General features: G+C 62.7%; 21 protein-coding genes and 1 tRNA gene. 10 read left to right on the forward strand and 12 right to left on the reverse strand.

The genetic code is table 11. The features are described 5' to 3' along the window. The first annotated feature begins 20 nt into the window (after positions 1-20). Entirely contained in the window at positions 21-410 is a 390-nt protein-coding gene (locus NHF53_RS01925; RefSeq protein WP_252832880.1) for a DoxX family protein, read from the forward strand. Between the two features lie 5 nt (positions 411-415). Here NHF53_RS01925 and NHF53_RS01930 read toward each other — a convergent pair whose 3' ends face one another. Further along, positions 416-817: a ketosteroid isomerase-related protein gene (locus NHF53_RS01930; RefSeq protein WP_252832881.1), complete on the reverse strand. Its 402-nt coding sequence runs from the start codon at positions 815-817 to the stop codon at positions 416-418. Positions 818-899: 82 nt separating this feature from the next. On the opposite strand from NHF53_RS01930, the gene NHF53_RS01935 reads away from it, so the two are divergent. From NHF53_RS01935 to lepA, 3 genes are all read left to right on the forward strand, one after another. Beyond that, a complete protein-coding gene (locus tag NHF53_RS01935) occupies positions 900-1,493 on the forward strand; it encodes a GNAT family N-acetyltransferase (protein ID WP_252832882.1) in 594 nt (197 codons plus the stop codon). Further along, entirely contained in the window at positions 1,490-2,365 is an 876-nt protein-coding gene (locus NHF53_RS01940; RefSeq protein WP_114363694.1) for a carbon-nitrogen hydrolase family protein, read from the forward strand. Before NHF53_RS01935 ends, NHF53_RS01940 begins: the two co-directional genes overlap by 4 nt. Before the next feature lie 72 nt (positions 2,366-2,437). Next, positions 2,438-4,261, forward strand: coding sequence for a translation elongation factor 4 (lepA, locus tag NHF53_RS01945; protein WP_252832883.1), 1,824 nt, complete (start codon positions 2,438-2,440; stop codon positions 4,259-4,261). Positions 4,262-4,341: 80 nt separating this feature from the next. Here lepA and NHF53_RS01950 read toward each other — a convergent pair whose 3' ends face one another. The 6 genes from NHF53_RS01950 to NHF53_RS01975 all read right to left on the reverse strand — a co-directional run bounded on the left by NHF53_RS01950 (position 4,342) and on the right by NHF53_RS01975 (position 9,100). Continuing rightward, positions 4,342-4,623, reverse strand: coding sequence for a hypothetical protein (locus tag NHF53_RS01950; RefSeq protein WP_252832884.1), 282 nt, complete (start codon positions 4,621-4,623; stop codon positions 4,342-4,344). A gap of 138 nt (positions 4,624-4,761) precedes the next feature. Next, entirely contained in the window at positions 4,762-5,115 is a 354-nt protein-coding gene (locus tag NHF53_RS01955) for a carboxymuconolactone decarboxylase family protein (protein ID WP_129333198.1), read from the reverse strand. A 115-nt stretch (positions 5,116-5,230) separates the two neighbouring features. Then, complete coding sequence (locus NHF53_RS01960; RefSeq protein WP_252832885.1) at positions 5,231-5,437, reverse strand: heavy-metal-associated domain-containing protein; 207 nt, start codon at positions 5,435-5,437, stop codon at positions 5,231-5,233. A 127-nt stretch (positions 5,438-5,564) separates the two neighbouring features. After that, positions 5,565-5,975: a Cu(I)-responsive transcriptional regulator gene (gene cueR / locus NHF53_RS01965; protein ID WP_114363699.1), complete on the reverse strand. Its 411-nt coding sequence runs from the start codon at positions 5,973-5,975 to the stop codon at positions 5,565-5,567. Positions 5,976-5,990: 15 nt separating this feature from the next. After that, the gene (locus tag NHF53_RS01970; RefSeq protein WP_252832886.1) at positions 5,991-8,486 is read right to left on the reverse strand and encodes a heavy metal translocating P-type ATPase; all 2,496 of its coding nucleotides are present in this window, start codon (positions 8,484-8,486) and stop codon (positions 5,991-5,993) included. Between the two features lie 155 nt (positions 8,487-8,641). Then, the gene (locus NHF53_RS01975; RefSeq protein ID WP_252832887.1) at positions 8,642-9,100 is read right to left on the reverse strand and encodes a YcgN family cysteine cluster protein; all 459 of its coding nucleotides are present in this window, start codon (positions 9,098-9,100) and stop codon (positions 8,642-8,644) included. A gap of 172 nt (positions 9,101-9,272) precedes the next feature. Between NHF53_RS01975 and NHF53_RS01980 the strand changes: the two genes are divergently transcribed. From NHF53_RS01980 to NHF53_RS01990, 3 genes are all read left to right on the forward strand, one after another. Further along, a complete protein-coding gene (locus NHF53_RS01980) occupies positions 9,273-11,441 on the forward strand; it encodes a transglycosylase domain-containing protein (protein ID WP_252832888.1) in 2,169 nt (722 codons plus the stop codon). A gap of 97 nt (positions 11,442-11,538) precedes the next feature. Next, positions 11,539-12,126 (forward strand): DUF1214 domain-containing protein, encoded by a 588-nt coding sequence (locus tag NHF53_RS01985; protein ID WP_252834881.1) that lies wholly within the window; start codon positions 11,539-11,541, stop codon positions 12,124-12,126. Then, positions 12,119-12,670, forward strand: coding sequence for a DUF1254 domain-containing protein (locus tag NHF53_RS01990; protein WP_252832889.1), 552 nt, complete (start codon positions 12,119-12,121; stop codon positions 12,668-12,670). The genes NHF53_RS01985 and NHF53_RS01990 overlap by 8 nt, the downstream gene beginning before the upstream one ends. A 33-nt stretch (positions 12,671-12,703) precedes the next feature. Here NHF53_RS01990 and NHF53_RS01995 read toward each other — a convergent pair whose 3' ends face one another. After that, positions 12,704-12,901, reverse strand: coding sequence for a hypothetical protein (locus NHF53_RS01995; protein WP_170141876.1), 198 nt, complete (start codon positions 12,899-12,901; stop codon positions 12,704-12,706). Positions 12,902-13,281: 380 nt separating this feature from the next. Here NHF53_RS01995 and NHF53_RS02000 point away from each other — a divergent pair, with 380 nt between their 5' ends. Then, positions 13,282-14,283: a DUF2336 domain-containing protein gene (locus tag NHF53_RS02000; RefSeq protein WP_254007817.1), complete on the forward strand. Its 1,002-nt coding sequence runs from the start codon at positions 13,282-13,284 to the stop codon at positions 14,281-14,283. 86 nt (positions 14,284-14,369) lie between these two features. On the opposite strand, the gene NHF53_RS02005 is transcribed toward NHF53_RS02000, so the two are convergent. Next, positions 14,370-15,068, reverse strand: coding sequence for a type 1 glutamine amidotransferase (locus NHF53_RS02005; RefSeq protein ID WP_252832891.1), 699 nt, complete (start codon positions 15,066-15,068; stop codon positions 14,370-14,372). A 143-nt stretch (positions 15,069-15,211) separates the two neighbouring features. Between NHF53_RS02005 and NHF53_RS02010 the strand changes: the two genes are divergently transcribed. Next, on the forward strand, positions 15,212-15,517 hold the full coding sequence (locus tag NHF53_RS02010; RefSeq protein WP_252832892.1) for a SelT/SelW/SelH family protein: 306 nt from the start codon (positions 15,212-15,214) through the stop codon (positions 15,515-15,517). Between the two features lie 45 nt (positions 15,518-15,562). On the opposite strand, the gene NHF53_RS02015 is transcribed toward NHF53_RS02010, so the two are convergent. Beyond that, complete coding sequence (locus NHF53_RS02015; protein ID WP_252832893.1) at positions 15,563-16,000, reverse strand: BA14K family protein; 438 nt, start codon at positions 15,998-16,000, stop codon at positions 15,563-15,565. Between the two features lie 291 nt (positions 16,001-16,291). Between NHF53_RS02015 and NHF53_RS02020 the strand changes: the two genes are divergently transcribed. After that, a tRNA-Leu gene (locus NHF53_RS02020) sits at positions 16,292-16,376 on the forward strand. A 146-nt stretch (positions 16,377-16,522) separates the two neighbouring features. On the opposite strand, the gene NHF53_RS02025 is transcribed toward NHF53_RS02020, so the two are convergent. Then, the gene (locus tag NHF53_RS02025; RefSeq protein ID WP_252832894.1) at positions 16,523-16,912 is read right to left on the reverse strand and encodes a VanZ family protein; all 390 of its coding nucleotides are present in this window, start codon (positions 16,910-16,912) and stop codon (positions 16,523-16,525) included. Positions 16,913-17,007: 95 nt separating this feature from the next. Beyond that, positions 17,008-17,340 carry a hypothetical protein gene (locus NHF53_RS02030; RefSeq protein ID WP_252832895.1) on the reverse strand — a complete coding sequence of 111 codons (333 nt, stop codon included), beginning with the start codon at positions 17,338-17,340 and terminating at the stop codon, positions 17,008-17,010. Positions 17,341-17,408 lie beyond the last annotated feature (68 nt).

The following is a 17,408-nucleotide window of genomic DNA, read 5'->3' on the forward strand; positions in this document are numbered from 1 at the left end:
CCGAGAGAGGAGAACGACCGATGAAAGAGGAAATGATCGCCCTTTGGGCCGGGCGCGGCCTGTCGCTGATTTTCGTGCTGTTCATGCTCGGGGCTTCCGTAGCGCCCAAGTTACTCGGCATGCCGGTTGCGGAAGAGACGCTCGCGGCCCTCGGCTGGCCGCCCGGTTATGCGAAGATGATCGGCGTCATCGAACTGACCTGCGTGGTGCTCTACCTGTTTCCACGTACCAGCCTGCTCGGCGCGGTGCTGATGACCGGCCTCCTCGGAGGTGCGATCGCGACACAGTTGCGCGCCCAGAACCCGCTCTTCACCCACGTGCTCTTCAGTTTCTACATCGCCGCCTTCATGTGGGGCGGACTGTGGCTACGCATGCCGGCCGTACGGGCGGCTTTGCCCTTTCTGCGCTGACCGCGTCAGCCCCCGACCTGACGGATCCAGTCAGGAAGGTTGTAGTAATTGGATATCCGCGCGACCTTGCCGTCCCGCAGTTCGAAGAAGGCTCCGGCCGGAAGAACGTATTTCTGGCCATTCGCTTCGGGAAGCCCCTCGTCCGTCACGAGGTATTCGCCATTGACGATGAATTCGGCGGCGCCGCGCCGTCCGTCCGCGCTCGTCATGACCACCATGTCGGTGAGTTCTTCCCTGTAGCAGCGGTTCATATGTTCCATGAAGCGTGCGAAAGCGGCCTTGCCGACCTGGCGCTCACCCTGATTGATGTCATGAACGACGTCGTCGGTCAGCAGTGCCAGAAAGGCTTCCATGTCGCCGGCGTTGAAGGCTTCATAGTAGGCGCGGATCGTGTCGGCAGCGGTCATGGGCATTCCTCGTGGAGAAGCGGGACTTGGATCGAAGGTTCCGGGACGGTATAACCGCTCGCAAACGGACTGAAAACACTTCATGGCCCTCACGATCCAATCCTTTTCCGGCGGCGACGTGGCCGCGTTCGTCGATGACCTCGCACGGTTGAGGATCGCCGTGTTCCGGGATTTCCCCTACCTGTATGACGGCGACCTCGCCTACGAGCGCAACTATTTGGCCACGTATTCGCGATCCGAAGGCTCAGTCTTCGTACTTGCAATCGATGACGGTCAGGTCGTCGGTGCGGCCACAGGAACCCCGATGGTCGGAGAAACGGACGAGGTGAAGGCACCCTTCCTGGCCGCCGGGCGCGACCCGGCCGAGCACTTCTACTTCGGCGAAAGCGTGCTCCTCTCCGACTATCGCGGCCGAGGCATCGGCGTGAAATTCTTCGAAGGCCGCGAAGCGCAGGCGAAAAAACTCGGCCTGCGCTATACCACCTTCTGCGCCGTCGAGCGCGCTGCAGACCATCCGCGAAGGCCCGCTGACTACGTGCCTCTCGATTCTTTCTGGACGAAGCGCGGGTACACCCATCATCCTGAACTTCGAACGACCTTCTCCTGGCGCGACCTCGACGAGGCCGAGGAAAGCCCGAAGCCCCTCTCTTTCTGGATACGGGACCTCCGTTCATGACCAAGATCACGCTTGCCAGTTGCCAGTACAAGATCGACCTGATCGAGACATGGGAGGATTACGTCCTCCACCTCACCCATCTTGTCCGCGCAGCGGTCGACAGCGGGGCAAAGCTCTTGCTGCTGCCCGAATATTCGGGCCTCGTGCTCGCCGGCCAGCTCGACCCGCAGACACGGTCGCACCTGCACGGCTCCATCGCCGGCATCCAGCCGATGATCCCGGACTGGCTCGAACTGTGCGAGAAACTCGCCCGCACCCACGGCATCGTCCTGCAACCGGGCTCGGCGCCTGTGCGCGACCCCGATGGAGAATACCGCAACCGGGCCTGGCTCTTCGGTCCCGACGGGCTGATCGGCCACCAGGACAAGATCATCATGACCCGCTTCGAGCGGGAACAGTGGGGAATTGCGGCAGGTGAGGAAGGGCTCCGCAGTTTCGAAACGCCTCTCGGCACGCTCGGCATCCTCATCTGCTACGACAACGAATTCCCGATGCTGGGCCGCAAGCTCGCGGACATGGGTGTCGAACTTGTTCTCTCGCCGAGCTGCACCGACACCCTGGCCGGGGCCTATCGCGTTCGTATCGGCGCGCAGGCGCGAGCATTGGAAAACCAGATCGCGGTGCTCGTCTCACCGACAGCAGGCAATGCGCCATGGTCCCCCGCCCTCGACGAGAACAGGGGGCGTGCGGCCCTTTACGTTCCGCCGGACTACGGCATGCCGCCTTCGGGTGTCTTTGCGGAGAGCGAGAGCGACGATGTCAACGAAAGCCGGTGGCTGATAGCCGAGATCGATCTTGCAGAGGTGTTGCGACTGCGAACCGAGGGCCAGGTCGCCACGCGACGCGATTGGCCCGAACAATTTGCCGTTTGATCGAGCATTTGTGGGCGTCTCGCCGAACTTCCTGCTAGTCGGCCCCATCCGTCACTGCTATATGCGCTGCCCATGAGCACATCGTCCCGTACGCCCCTTGACCATATCCGCAACTTCTCGATCGTGGCCCACATCGACCACGGCAAGTCGACGCTGGCCGACCGGCTGATCCAGACCTGCGGCGGCCTCGCCGAGCGCGAGATGTCGGAACAGGTTCTCGACTCGATGGATATCGAGCGCGAGCGCGGGATCACCATCAAGGCGCAGACCGTGCGCCTGCACTACAAGGCGAACGACGGTGAGACCTATGTGCTGAACCTCATCGACACCCCCGGCCACGTCGACTTCGCCTACGAGGTGTCGCGCTCGCTCTCGGCTTGCGAGGGATCGTTGCTCGTCGTCGACGCCTCTCAAGGGGTCGAGGCCCAGACGCTCGCCAACGTCTATCAGGCGATCGACAACAATCACGAACTGGTCACCGTACTCAACAAGGTGGACCTGCCCGCCGCCGAGCCCGAGCGGATCAAGGAGCAGATCGAGGAAGTCATAGGCATCGATGCTTCGGAAGCGGTGCTGATCTCGGCCAAGACCGGCCTCGGCATCCCCGACGTGCTAGAAGCGATCGTCCACAAACTGCCGCCGCCGAAGAGCGAAGGCGGCGAGAAGGCGCCGCTCAAGGCGCTGCTGGTCGACAGCTGGTACGACACCTATCTCGGCGTCATGGTTCTGGTGCGCATCCTCGACGGCGTGCTGGTGAAGGGCCAGCAGATCCGCATGATGGGCACAGGCGCGAAGTACACGGTCGAGCGCGTCGGCGTGCTCACCCCGAAGATGGTCAATGTCGACAGCCTCGGTCCGGGCGAGATCGGCTTCATCACCGCCTCGATCAAGGAAGTCGCCGATACCCGCGTCGGCGACACGATCACCGACGATAAGCGCCCGACGGCACAGGCCTTGCCTGGCTTCAAGCCCGCCCAGCCTGTCGTGTTCTGCGGCCTGTTCCCGGTCGACGCCGCCGATTTCGAGGACCTGCGCGCAGCCATGGGCAAGTTGCGTCTCAACGATGCGTCCTTCTCCTTCGAGATGGAATCGTCCGCTGCCCTCGGCTTCGGCTTCCGTTGCGGCTTCCTCGGCCTCTTGCATCTCGAAATCATCCAGGAGCGCCTGGAGCGCGAATTCAACCTCGACCTCGTCGCCACCGCCCCTTCGGTTGTCTACCAGATGACGCTGACGGACGGCACCGAGAAAGAACTGCACAACCCGGCCGACATGCCGGACGTCGTGAAGATCGCGGAAATCCGTGAGCCGTGGATCAGGGCGACGATCATGACGCCGGACGAATATCTCGGTGGTATCCTGAAGCTCTGCCAGGACCGCCGCGGCATCCAGACCGAACTCACCTATGTCGGCAACCGCGCGATGATCACCTACGAGCTGCCGCTCAACGAAGTGGTCTTCGACTTCTACGACCGGCTGAAGTCGATCTCCAAGGGCTATGCCTCCTTCGACTACCACATCCTCGACTATCGCGAGGGCGACCTCGTCAAGATGTCGATCCTCGTCAACGGCGATCCGGTTGACGCGCTGTCGATGCTTGTCCATCGCTCGGCCGCCGACCGGCGCGGCCGCGGCATGTGCGAGAAGCTGAAGGAGCTCATTCCGCCGCACATGTTCCAGATCCCGATCCAGGCCGCGATCGGCGGCAAGGTCATCGCCCGCGAAACCGTGCGCGCGCTCCGCAAGGACGTGACGGCGAAGTGCTACGGCGGCGACGCCACCCGCAAGCGCAAGCTGCTCGACAAGCAGAAGGAAGGCAAGAAGCGCATGCGGCAGTTCGGCAAGGTCGAAATCCCGCAGGAAGCATTCATTGCAGCGCTGAAGATGAACGACGAATAAGGGCAGCCGCCCTCGCCGAGACATGATTCTGCCGCCCGCCTCTTTCGAGGCGGGCGGCTTGTTGTTTCTATCGGCCCGACTCAGGGCTGCGAGCTACCTGCAGGCGGGTTGGTCGGCACGGTTGCCGGAGCCGCGGGTGTCGTCGGCTGAACGACCGGTGCGGTGTCGGTCGCAGACGGCGGCGTCGAGGACGTCGTCGACTGGTCGACGCCGGGCCCGCCGCTCATCAGCGACCACACGACGAGGCCAAGGACAATGGCCGCACCGATGGCAGCCCAGGTCCAGGTGCCGCCGCGCGAGGTCCGTGGCGGCGGGTTCCTGACGCCCGGCGGGTCACGATTGAGGTCTGGATCATGGGTCATGGCACTTCCTCCTCTCGGTCCTGGAAGGAAATGCAGATCGGCGCGAATGGTTCCAACAGGCCGGCGCACCGCACTTCGCGGAGCGAGCGCACAGGTCAGCGTTCCTCGCGGCATGGCCTAAGTCTGTCGTCCAACCGCTTACTCGGCCGCGCCGCCGAACTGCTCCCAGGCGCTCATCGCATGCGCCGCATACATCAGCGACGGTCCGCCGCCCATATAGACGGCCATGCCGAGCGTTTCTTCGAACTCCGCCTTGGTGGCACCGAGCTTCACCAGCGCATCGGTATGAAAGCCGATACATCCGTCACAACGCGTGGCAATCGCGATCGCCAGTGCCACGAACTCCTTGGTCTTCTTGTCGAGCGCCCCGTCGCGGGTCGCGGCCGACGCCATGGCGGAAAAGCCGGCCATGACGTCAGGAATGTCCTTTCGCAGTGTTTTGGTCTGGGCGGAGATGTCCTTGGTGATGTCGGGATAGTATTTCGTGACCATCGGGGGAGCCTTTCCTGTTAACACATAGCGATATGCCTATGCCTTAACCGGAGGTCAACGCCTCAGCCTTGAGGAAGATCAAATCCCGACGAGATTGCGGACCTCCGGGCCGCCGTCAGCCTCCAATCCGCTCCGGAGTATAGCCGGCCTCGCGGATCGCCGCCTCGGCTTTCACGGCATCTCCGGCAACACGAACCTCGTGCGAAACGAGATCGACCGAAACCTCAGCGCCGGGCAGCGCGTCGGCGAGTGCGGCCTTCACGGACTTGGCGCAGTGGCCGCAGGTCATGTCCTCGACACGGAAGAGATTGGGTTCGCTCATGCTGTCTGTCCTTTCTCTGATGCCATTTCGGCACGGTTACCATCAGTGATGCACTCTTCCACCATGGGAAGGTCAAGCGAAAATCGCGACTGTCCTGCAGGATCTTTCTCGACGTTGTCAGGCCGGGCTAGTGCCCCCTGCGTTGCGCGTCCGGACCGGCAAGATCAGCAAGAATCGGGCAGTTGGGCCGATGGTCGCCCTGGCAGCAATCGGCCAGTTCGGTCAGCGTGGCGACCATGGACTTCATGGCCGCGATCTTCTCCTCGAGGTCGGCGATGTGGGCAAGTGCCACCGTCTTAACCTCCGCACTCGCGCGACTCTTGTCGTCCCAGAGCCGCAGCAATCGCTCCGTTTCCTCGAGCGAAAAGCCGAGGGAACGGGCGCGGCGAATGAACCGCAGGCGATGCACTTCCTCTTCGCCGTAAAGACGGTAGTTCGAGGCCGTCCGGCTCGCCGGCCGCATGAGGCCAATCTCTTCGTAGTACCGGATCATCTTGGCGGAAACGCCGGAGGCCTCGGAGGCTTCACCAATATTCACGTCTCGTCCTCCTCATCAGGAAAGCCGGGTCACCTGCGCCCGCTTCAAGCGGAGCGCATTGGTGACCACGAAAACGCTCGACAGGCCCATAGCACCGGCCCCGATCATCGGCGACAGCAGAAGGCCGAAGGCAGGGTAGAGCAGACCCGCGGCCACTGGGATCAGAAGAACGTTGTAGCCGAAGGCCCAGAACAGGTTCTGCTGAATGTTCCGCATGACCATACGGCTCAGTTCGATCGCATGAACGACCGAGCCGAGATCGCCTCCGACGAGCACGACGTCCGCGCTTTCGATGGCCACATCCGTCCCAGTTCCGATGGCGAGGCCTGTATCCGCGCTCGCCAGCGCCGGCGCGTCGTTGATACCATCACCGACGAAGGCGACCGTGAGCCCCTTGGCCTTCAGGTCCCGGATGACGTTCACCTTGCCTTCCGGCAACACCTCGGCGATCACGTCGTCGATGCCGGCGGCGTGGGCGATCGCCTCAGCCGTTCCGCGGTTGTCGCCGGTCACCATCAGCACCTTGAGCCCCATTGCTTTGAGCGCTGAAACCGCAGCCGGACTTGTCTCCTTCAGGGGATCGGCAACGGCAATCGCGCCGGCGAGTACGCCGTCTACGGCCACATAGAGCGGGGTCTTACCCTCGGCGGCAAGCCGACGAGCGGTATCTGAAAAGAGTTCGACCGAAAGTCCGAGTTTGGCCATGAGCCGGTCAGCACCGGCCGCTACCTCACGTCCGGCCACGACGCCGGTGATGCCGAAGCCCGGCACTGCATCAGCCTTCTCAACGGCAGCCGGCGCGAGCTTGCGGGCCTCTGCCGCCTTGACGATCGCCTCGGCGAGCGGATGTTCCGATCGCGCTTCCAGGCTCGCCGCAAGCATCAGGACCTCGTCGTCGGCGAAGCCGTTCGCCACAACGAGATCCGTGAGCTCCGGCCGGCCTTTTGTGATGGTACCGGTCTTGTCCATGACGACGACATCAGCCTCGCGCAGCTTCTGCAGTGCCTCGCCTTTGCGAAACAGCACGCCCAGCTCCGCCGCCCGCCCCGTGCCGACCATGATCGATGTCGGCGTAGCAAGCCCCATCGCACAGGGGCAGGCGATGATCAGCACCGCAACCGCCGCCACCAGACCGTAGGTGTAGGCGGGTTCGGGCCTGAGGAACAACCAGACCACGAAGGTAAGTGCGGCGATCGCCATGACTACCGGCACGAACCAGCCCGTCACCCGGTCGACCAACATCTGGATCGGCAGTTTCGATCCCTGCGCTTCGCCGACCATACGAATGATCTGCGAGAGCATGGTATCGGCGCCGACCTTTTCCGCGCGGAAGCGGAAGCTCCCACTCGTGTTGATCGTGCCACCGATGACAGTCGCACCTGCGCTTTTCTCGACAGGCACGGGTTCGCCGGAAATCATGGACTCGTCGATATAGGAGCCGCCGTCGATCACGGCGCCGTCAACCGGAATACGCTCGCCGGGGCGGATCACCACGACATCGCCCACGATGACGGCCTCCGTCGCGACATCGACCGTGACGCCGTCGCGTTCGACACGAGCCGTCTTCGCCTGAAGGCCAGCAAGTTTGCGGATCGCCTCGCCGGTGCGACCCTTGGCGCGCGCCTCCAGCAATCGGCCGAGCAGAATGAGCGTGACGATCACCGTCGCCGCCTCGTAATAGATGTTGCGCGCTTCGTAAGGCAACAGTTCGGGCGCGAACGTCGTCACGAGCGAATAGCCATAGGCCGCCGACGTTCCAATGGCCACGAGTGAATTCATGTCCGGTCCGCCACGCAGGAGCGCAGGAAAACCTTTCAGATAGAAGCGGAGACCCGGCCCAAGCAGAACGGCAGTCGCTAGGGCGAACTGGATGTAGTTCAGGAGATTTCCAGGAAAGATCTCCATCAGCGTGTGATGCAGCGGCGGGTAGAGATGGCTTCCCATCTCCATGACGAAAAGTGGCAGGGTCAGGATGAACGCAATAACGAAATCACGGGTCAACGTGCCGATCTCGCGGGCGCGCGCCGCCTGCGCGGCGTCACCGTTGTCAGTGTCGGCGACAAGCTTGGCGCCATAGCCTGCCTTCCGGACCGCGTCGAGCAAGGCCGGGACCTGGGTCTTGCCTCCAAGCACGGAGACGGTGGCTTGCCCCGTTGCTAGATTGACCGCGGCGCCCTCGACGGCCGGCACGGCCTTGAGCGCCTTCTCGACCCGCCCGACGCAGGAAGCACAGGTCATGTCCTCGATTTCGAGTTCGACCGTCTCCGGCTTCGCCTCGTAGCCGGCAGCATGAATCGCCGTGAGAAGCTTCTCCGCCGAGAAGCCGTCCCGCGGCTTCACCGTCAGGGTCTCGGTCGCGAAGTTGACGACGCTCTCGGCCACACCGGGCACAGCGGCGGCCGCCTTCTCGACGCGTTTGACGCAGGACGCGCAAGTCATGCCTTCGATAGGCACCTCGATGGGAGCGGCGCGCGATGACATTTGGTTCCGTCTTGTCGGCAGTTCGTTCATGATTTTCACCTCTGCCATCCTAGATGGACCTTCCCATCATGGGAGGGTCAAGAGGCAAAAGCGAAATTTTCCGAAGATTCGATAACCAGGCCTGACAGAGGAGAAGGCGCTATGTCCTTCCGCACGCTCGTTGCCGGCTGCGCCTCGCTACCGGTTCAGGATTCTCCAACCCTGAGGGGCCAGTCGACAATGTAGTCCTCGAAATCCTCGACCGGCACGACCTCCTCACTCACGGTGCGACCACGGACCGAAATTCCGGCCCGGTGAACCGTCTCGCGATCACCGGACACCAGATAGTGCCACCAGTAGAGATCCTCACCCTCGGAGATCAGCCGGTAGGCGCAAGTGGGCGGCAGCCACGAAATCGTCTCCACCTCGTCGAGGGTGAGACGAATGCAATCGGGAACCGTGGCCTGACGGTTCTCGTAGTCCTTGCATCGGCAGCTGTGGGCGTCCAGCAACCGGCAGGCAACCGAGGTGAACGCGACTTCCCCGGTATCCCAGTCTTCAAGCTTGTTGAGACAGCAAATCCCGCAGCCGTCGCAGAGGCCTTCCCATTCCTCTGCCGTCATCTCCGCAAGCGTCTTGCGTTTCCAGTAAGGGATCTCGTTCATCATCGTACCTTGCGGGAGCGGCTGCGTGGCGCCGCTTTCTTCTTGTTCTTTGGGCCCGAATGGACCATGTATCAAGTCTATGCCGACGGCTCCATGCCTCGACGCCCTCCTGTGGCGTGCGGCGGCGGCCTCGTCAAGCTTTCAACGCGTCGTCAACGGGGAAAGTTCTAAGGTGCAGGAGCCAGAACCGCCGAAAAGGAGACCGCGCAGGAAGAGCCATATCCTGCTGCGGATCGATTCCTGGATCGACTCGACCGTGTGGAATGCTGGTTTCGCCGCCGGCGAGGCCTGGGAGGAGATTACCATCTTCTTCCGCCGTTTCCGCGTGCACGGATGGAAACGGGCGGTTTTCGAGGTGTTGGGCGAAGCCATGACTCTCGGCACCGCGGGCAGCGTGCTGCTGCTGGCGCTCGCGATGCCGGCCTTCGAAGAAACCAAGAAGGACTGGCGCAACCGCGGCAATTTTGCCGTCACCTTCCTAGACCGCTACGGCAACCAGATCGGCCATCGCGGCATCATCCACGAGAACTCGGTGCCGATCGATGATCTGCCCGATCACCTGATCAAGGCGGTGCTGGCAACCGAGGACCGCCGCTTCTTCGACCATTTCGGCATCGACTTCCTGGGCCTCGTCCGCGCCATGAACGAGAACGCGCGCGCCGGAACGGTGGTCCAGGGTGGATCGACGCTCACGCAACAGCTCGCCAAGAACCTCTTCCTGACGAACGAGCGCTCGCTCGAACGCAAGATCAAGGAAGCCTTCCTGGCGCTATGGCTCGAAGCCAATCTGACCAAGAAGGAAATCCTGTCGCTCTATCTCGACCGCGCCTACATGGGCGGCGGAACATTCGGTACGGCGGCGGCAGCACAGTTCTATTTCGGAAAGAACATCACCGAGGTCAATCTCGCCGAATCCGCCATGCTCGCAGGGCTCTTCAAGGCGCCGGCGAAATACGCGCCGCATGTAAACCTTCCGGCGGCACGGGCGCGTGCCAACGAGGTTCTGTCCAACATGGTGCAGAGCGGCATTATGACCGAGGGGCAGGTGATCGGTGCGCGACGCAATCCGGCAACCGTCGTCGACCGCGATGATGCCGAAGCACCGGATTACTTCCTCGACTGGGCTTTCGATGAGGTACAGCGGATCGCCGCACGTTTTCCGGAGCATTCGCTGGTGGTGCGAACGACGATCGACATGGGGCTGCAAAAGGCGGCCGAAGCCTCCGTCTCCTCCAGCTTGCGCGAATACGGCGAGACCTACAATGCCAAGCAGGCAGCCCTGGTGCTGATCGAGAACGGCGGGGAGGTTCGCGCGATGGTCGGCGGCCGCGACTACGGCGAAAGCCAGTTCAACCGCGCCACCAAGGCGCTGCGGCAACCCGGTTCGTCCTTCAAGGTCTACACCTATTCACTGGCGATGGAATCAGGCCTTACCCCGGACTCCCCAATCGTCGATGCTCCGATCTCATGGGGCAACTGGAGCCCACACAACTACGGCAACAGCTATGCGGGACGGATCGACATCAAGACTGCGCTCGCCAAGTCGATCAACACCATTCCCGTCCGGCTCGCCAAGGAAAAGCTCGGGCCAAAGGCGATCGACAACATCATGGCGGAGGCCAAGAAGTTCGGTATCGAGACGCCCATCCGCAAGGACGTGACGATCCCGATCGGGACCTCGGAAGTCACCGTACTCGACCAGGCCACGGCCTACGCCGTGTTTCCCACCGGGGGTTATCAGTCGCGCCGTCACGGCATCGCGCAGATCATGAACTATGACGGCGACGTGCTCTACGATTTCTCGCGGGACGAGCCGCCTCCGCAGCGGGTGCTCTCCGAAACCGCTGCTGCCTACATGAACCAGATGCTGACACGCGTTCCCTATGTCGGGACCGCGCGCCGGGCTGCTGTCGACGGCGTGTTGACCGGCGGCAAGACGGGCACCACGCAGGCCTATCGCGACGCCTGGTTCTGCGGCTTCACGGGGAATTACACGGCTGTCGTATGGTTCGGTAATGACGATTATACCTCGACCAACAACATGACCGGCGGTTCGGTCCCGGCGATGACCTTCAAGAAGCTGATGGACTATGCACACCAGGGCATCGAACTGCGTGCCATTCCCGGTGTCGAAAATCCGACACCGGACTCCTCCTCCACCAAGGTTGCCGCAAAGCCGAAGGAGGGCGATCCCGCGGGCCTTCCCCCCCTCACGAGACCCCGGTCCCTGTCGGCGGAATCGACAAAACTTATTCGCGAGATCGGCCGGATGCTGAAAGATGCTGATCCTGTCAGCCCTCCCCGCAAGGTCGCATCCGCCGCCAGCCGCGATCCGGGATAGGCACGAAGAAAGTAGCCCGGGAACGTTGGTGGCGTTTGAACTTCAAGGGTTTGAATGGTACCGCTTGCAGCCAGATAACATGGAATTGGTCGACAAGGTGTTCCGGGTTCCTTTCCTCATTGCCGTCGCGCTGGCCATCGCTTTCGGCGGAGGCATCCTCTCGGCGATCTGGGCACTGCAGGCATCGGCCGGCTTCGGGGCGATCCGATTGGGTGTGTGGCACGCATTTCCGGAGGCCCAGACAGCTTCGGCCGATCCCTATGCCCGATCACATCGGGCCAGAGCCGGACGACTTCTCTACGGTTCGGCCGAAGGCCTGGTCTTTACCGCGACGGAAGACCCGCAAGGACGACGGCTCAACACCGGGTGCACTTATCGCCTGCACGGCCGTACGCCGACCGCACGCACCTGGACGCTCTACGCGGCAAATGCGGCCGGCCGGCCGCTACCGACTCCCGCTGCATTGCCCTCCTCCTTCAATGCCAGAACGGTGCTGCGGCACCAGGACGGCAGCTTCGAGATTCTGGTCTCGCCCGAGCCTCAGCCCGGCAATTGGTTGACGCTACCACAAACAGGCTCCTTCTCGCTGGTGCTCACTCTTCTCGATACGCCGGCGGCCGGAAGCTCCGGCCTGATCGGCCTCGACATGCCGGAGCTGGAACGGATCGGGTGCGACAATGGCTAGGAAGCTTCTCTTTGCAGCCGCGACGGGGCTCGTCGGAGCGGCACTGCTGCACATTCTCATTATCCTCGCGCTTCCGAGCTTTACCGGCAAGGACGCCTATACGCGGGTGCAAGCGGAAGGGCCGGAAGACACCTTCTACAGCCTCCCGGATACCGCCGAGGGCGAGAGGCTTGCCAATCTCGATCCCTATGTGAAGATAGCGGTCTGCCATTTCGACGTCACAACCCAGCCGGTCAGGCTTCTTGCGGGCAAGGGCCCCGGCTTCTGGTCACTCGCCATCTACGACAGCCGGTCCGACGAGGTCTTCAGCATCAACGACCGAACGTCTGTAGACGGTGGCGTCGATGTACTCGCCGCTTCGACCGTCCAACTCGGGCGGATACGAAAGGCCCTGCCGGACTCTCTTTCGCAGACGATCACGGTCGAGCTCAAGGACCCGCTCGGCTATGCGGTCCTGCGAACCATGGCTCCTCAGGCGAGTTTCGAGGAAAGCGCGAGAGAATTTCTCGCGGGCGCGGTATGTACGCCATTCTCCAACTACTGAGAGCGGCGATTTTCTCTCCACCGATCGGAGCGATCAGTGGGGCAGCGGGTCCTTCCCCTTCGGCTGAGGTGCGCGCTGCCCATCGGTGAACAGGTCGTTGGTGCGAATGAGATGTCCGTCGCGGTACTCGTAACGCACACCTGTAAAGAGCAGGATCACCGCCTCGTGATGCTCCACCCGCCGCTTCGGCTGGCGTGCCAGCCTTTCTTCCAATTTTACGATCTCCGCCATGCTCGTCTCCATTTCCAGGCCGAGAAGGATGAAGAAAACGATTTCACCCCGCCCTCGGTCCGAGGGCCGGCACAGCCCGGCAGCGCTTCCTTGTTGGGTCAAAGCCGGGTCATCTGCGCCTTTCTCAAGCGCGAACCGACGATGGGACGATACTCACTGCCCACCAGACGGGGCACGCCTAACACGTGTGCCTGCAAGCGAATCGGCGTGCAGCTTCACGACTATGGCCCAATTCACGCACAGCTTAGTTAACAGCTTGCTAACAAATTTGTTCTAGTTTGACTCACATCTGTTTTGCGTAAGGTTAAGGTCTTGTCGTGGTCGATCGCTTTCGGGAACTCGAGAAGCCCCAGGGGTTGCGGAAGAAGGACGTTGTTCTGATGGCGACCGTCACCAGCTTCGAGAACGTCCGGCATCCGAGGAAGAGCGAGTTGAGACAATTCGCTGAACTCTTTGCGCCGCTCTTCCAGGCCTCCTCCGAAGACGCCCGGCGTCAGGCGGTCGCCGCACTGTCGCAGAACCCGAACATCCCGCCTACCGTGGCGCTTTTCATCGCCTCGCAGCCGATCGCGGTCGCAGCCCCCTTTCTCGCTTCGTCACCGTGCCTTTCAGACGATCTCCTGATCATGATCGCACGGACACAGGGCGCTGCGCATGCCCGCGCCATCGTGCGCCGGCAGTCGCTTTCGCCCACCGTCATTGACGCACTTGTCGGACTTCGTCACAGCATGGGGCCGGACCGATCCGACGGTGACGAAACTGTCTCGCAGCAAGCTCGACCGGACCACAGCGAAGCACTGCGCGAGCGCATCAAGCGGCTTGCAAATCACCTCAACGCCGCTGCTTCCGATCGGCTGGGTGTGCGTACCATCACGTCGATGCAGGAGGCATTGCTGGTCCGCTTCGCCCGTAACGGCGAGGCGGATCACTTTTGTTCGACGCTTTCCGAGGTACTTTCCGCAAGCCGGTGGCTCGCCGAACGCATCATGCTCGACATTTCCGGTCGCCAGCTCGCCGTGACATTGGCGGGCGTCGCCATGCCATCCCGCGAAGCGGTCTTCGTGCTTGAACACCTCTACCCTCACCTTCGCGAAACCGCGGACGAGCGGACTCGCGCGCAAGCGCTGCTCAAGGATCTGGATCCCGTCGAATGCGCGGATCGCGTCGAGGCCTGGCGCCGCGCCGACAGCTACACCTACCGCCAAGGCGCCGCTGCCACGACCATGTCTTCGAGCGCCGGCGGCGCGGAACGGATACCGGCCGACCCTGCAGCGACTCGGATCAAAGACCCTGCATCGGGCGGCGTCTTGCCGGACCGCCGCCACACGGCGATCGTCGGCGACAATCACGCCCGCAAGGTGCTCAGGGCGCGGCAACGTTAGGCGGCACCTCGGCCATTCGGATATACCGTGGCGGAGGGCCCGGATTGCGCCCCTTCGGCGATGGCCGGCGTCAAGTCGCTCCAGCTTCAGATCTGGCGGACCCAGGCACGGGCGATCTCGAGGCCGGCAGCATCCGCCTGAGCGCCATGTGTGGCGGCATGCTCGGAATGGCGTGCAAGCCATCCCGGCTCCTTGCGCTCGACGTGAGCCGGAAAGAGCCGGATCCATTTCTCGACGACCGTTTGGTTCGCCTCGAAGTGGAACTGCATGCCGTAGGCGGCCCGGCCGACGCGGAAGCCCTGGTTCCTGGCGATATCATTCTCAGCAAGACGGATCGCACCCTGCGGGAGCGTGAACGTGTCGTCGTGCCACTGGAACGAAACGAATTGCCGGCCTAGATGGCCCAAGACTGGATCGCTCCTCGCGCCGTCGGCCAGCATGATATCCCTCCAGCCGAATTCGGGTGCGGCGCCGATGAGGTTCTCGCCGCCATAGGCGCGCGCGAGCACCTGGCTACCGAGGCAGATGCCGAGGACCGCCTTTCCGGCCTCGCCGAAACTCCTCATCACACCGGCAAGCGCCGGCAGATACGGATGGGTGTGATCGTCGCGGGCATTCTGTTCGCCACCGAAGACCACCAGAGCGTCGTGGTCATGGACGTCGGCCGGCAGAGGTTCGCCGGCAAAGGCACGGATCACGTCAAGCTCGGCTCCTGTCTCGCGGAGCGCGACCCCGACCAGCCCGTGTTGGGTTGAAGGCATGTTCTCGACAATAGCCACGCGCATGCTTGCGATCCGTTCCGATTCAGATAGAGCCAGCGTCAGATGACCATGACGGCGCGGCAGGTTCAAGAGCCTTGAACCCGAGACGTTGAGCCGGTGGACCACCCGCGGCCAGACCGATATCATCGCCGAAAAAAGAGAGAGACATGTCGACCAAACCCCGCATCACCATTCTTTACTGCACCCAGTGCAACTGGCTGCTGCGCGCCGGCTGGATGGCCCAGGAGCTGCTTCAGACATTTCCCGACAGTCTCGGCGAGGTGGCTCTCGTCCCCGGGACCGGCGGCAATTTCGAGATCCGGATCGACGGAACCCTTGTCTGGGAGCGCAAACGAGACGGCGGCTTTCCCGGACCGAAGGAACTGAAGCAGCGAATACGCGACGTCATCGAACCGGGCCGCGATCTCGGCCACGTCGACCGGGCTGGCCAGAGCCCGAAGAACGCGGGCTAGAGAAGGCCGAATGTACACCCGGCCTTCTTCGCGGTTCGGCCCCGCTCACCGATAGGGTGAGCGGCAGATGTGGAAGTAGCCGTCGTAGCCGAGATAGCGGTTCGTCCGCGGATTGTAAGAGCGATAGCGCTCGAGGCACCACCGCACGTGATTGTCCCAGGAGCGCGGCACACGGTAGATCGGAGGCGGAGGGGGACGACGATAATGCCAGTAGGGTGGCGGGGGCGGAACCGGACGGTAATAAGGTGGATCCGGCTGGTAAATCGGCGGCGGCGGTGGTGGTGGCAGCCAACGCGGTGGCGGCGGATGGCGCCACGTGTCGTAGCAGCCGTAGCGATCACAGACGACCGCCGCCTGTACGACATCGGTGGATGCCGCTTCCCGCCCGCCGGGTATTGCAGGCATCGTGGCGCTGGCCGGCGCAGGCAGCGCACTTGCTGCAGCCAGCAGGCCGCCAAGCAAGAAATTCCGGATCCTGTACATGAGCGTCTCCCCCGTCCTCCGCCTGTCCGGACACCACCCGGTCGGGGGCGCAATGACAGGTCGATCCGAACGATCTGTTCTCCACCTGCCCGATCTTGGGGGCGATCATGGCTTTTCGAAGACGCCCCCCGAAGCGCTGTTCCACGCCAGCGCACCGACCACAGGTCGCCCATCGTTTCGCGGAGAACCAACGGCACATGGAGCCGCCGCACAGCTTTCTCGACCGATGACACGAAAACTTCAAAATGCCTGTTGACAGCAAGAGGCGACCCCCTTACATGCGTGACCGTCGCCCAGATGGCGGAATTGGTAGACGCGCAGGTTTCAGGTACCTGTGCCGCGAGGCGTGGAGGTTCGAGTCCTCTTCTGGGCACCAAATTCCCCTTTCAAGCCGTAGCTACGGCGTTGAAAACACGAGAAAAGCCCGGTTCGTCCGGGCTTTTCTCGTTTCTGACGCCAGTGAGACCATGCGGCGCCCGCACACGGGGAGAAGTCGTTCACCGCGGGCTGAGAAACCTCGTGTCAGTCCTTGCGAGCGGGCACAGGGCGGGCGGCAAGCGGTGGGCGCACCAAGGCTACGACGTACGACGTCACATAGCCCACAGCCACTCCGACCAGAACGCCGAACGACTTCACGAGTGCATCCTCGACGTGGGCGTGTCGTGTCGGCGAGATCATCTGCAGAATTTCAAAGAGAACGGCACCGCCGATCAGCAGCAAGCCCACTCGCTTCCAGTGATCCGGGTAAGCCAGCACGAAGAGCATCGCGACTGCGGCAAAGGCGGCGGCGCGATCGAGGTTGACCGTCGTCAGAGTGTGTGGCCTGAGACCAATCGGACTTATCGTGACGAAGAAGACGGTGAAAAGGAGGGACCAGGCAAGCACCCTCGATACTGATGAAAACTTGAACATCCCCGCAACCTAGACCCATGCCGAGGCGGAGGAAAGGCCTGCACGGAAAGGCACCCTTGCTTTCCTCGCAAGGCTCGCACCCCAGATGCAGGCACTTATTTCTCGATGTTGCGCGGATTGACACCCGGATACCAGGAGCCGGTCAGCGGTGGATTGCGGCTCTCGAAGGTGACACCGTCGCGGGTGCAGCGGTAGACGAGCACGGGCAGACTGTCGGAGAAACCGACATCGTCCCGGTTGCGAAAGCTGCGGGTTGCTGTCGTGCATCTGTATTCCGGCTCCTTCTGCAACACATCCGGGGCCGTAACGCCGGGCAGATCCTTGAAATAGCCGGAGGGGTCGACCAACCGCCTCTCGTCTGCAAGACAGGACGGTACGGCGACAATGACACCCAGGGCAGAACTCAGTACTGCCGAAACAATCTTCATGGACCTGCCCTTCCGGTTTCCTGCCGACGGCTGATCTGCAGATCGACAGTCAGGTGTCATATAGGAGC

The organism is Ciceribacter sp. RN22 (assembly GCF_024054295.1).
Taxonomy (GTDB): Bacteria; Pseudomonadota; Alphaproteobacteria; order Rhizobiales; family Rhizobiaceae; genus Allorhizobium; species Allorhizobium lividum.